At 66.0% G+C, this 315-nt stretch carries 1 pseudogene; it reads left to right on the top strand.

The window, feature by feature from the left end:
* Positions 1 to 269: pseudogene (locus TN53_RS43655) on the top strand (aminoglycoside phosphotransferase); the annotation flags it as partial.
* Positions 270 to 315: the final 46 nt, after the last annotated feature.

The following is a 315-nucleotide window of genomic DNA, read 5'->3' as shown; positions in this document are numbered from 1 at the left end:
GAGACCGGCTCACCGGCGTACTCGACACCGGCGGCTTCGGCCCGGCCGACCCCGCGCTGGATCTGGTCAGTGCCTGGCACCTCTTGCAGCCAGGCCCGCGGGAAGTACTCCGGCAGACACTGCACTGTGACGATCTGGAGTGGGAACGCGGCAAGGCATGGGCGTTCGAACAGGCGATAGGTCTTGTCTGGTACTACGTCGAGACCAATCCGACGATGAGCAGGATGGGGCGCCGGACACTCGACCGCATCCTGGAGCCGATGGACTGATGCAGCCCCGGTCGTAGGCCGTGATGGAGACGATCGCTTGCCGCCC

This window comes from Streptomyces sp. WM6386, from assembly GCF_000972385.1.
In the GTDB taxonomy this organism is placed as follows: domain Bacteria; phylum Actinomycetota; class Actinomycetes; order Streptomycetales; family Streptomycetaceae; genus Streptomyces.
This window is presented reverse-complemented; position numbering and strand designations above follow the sequence as displayed.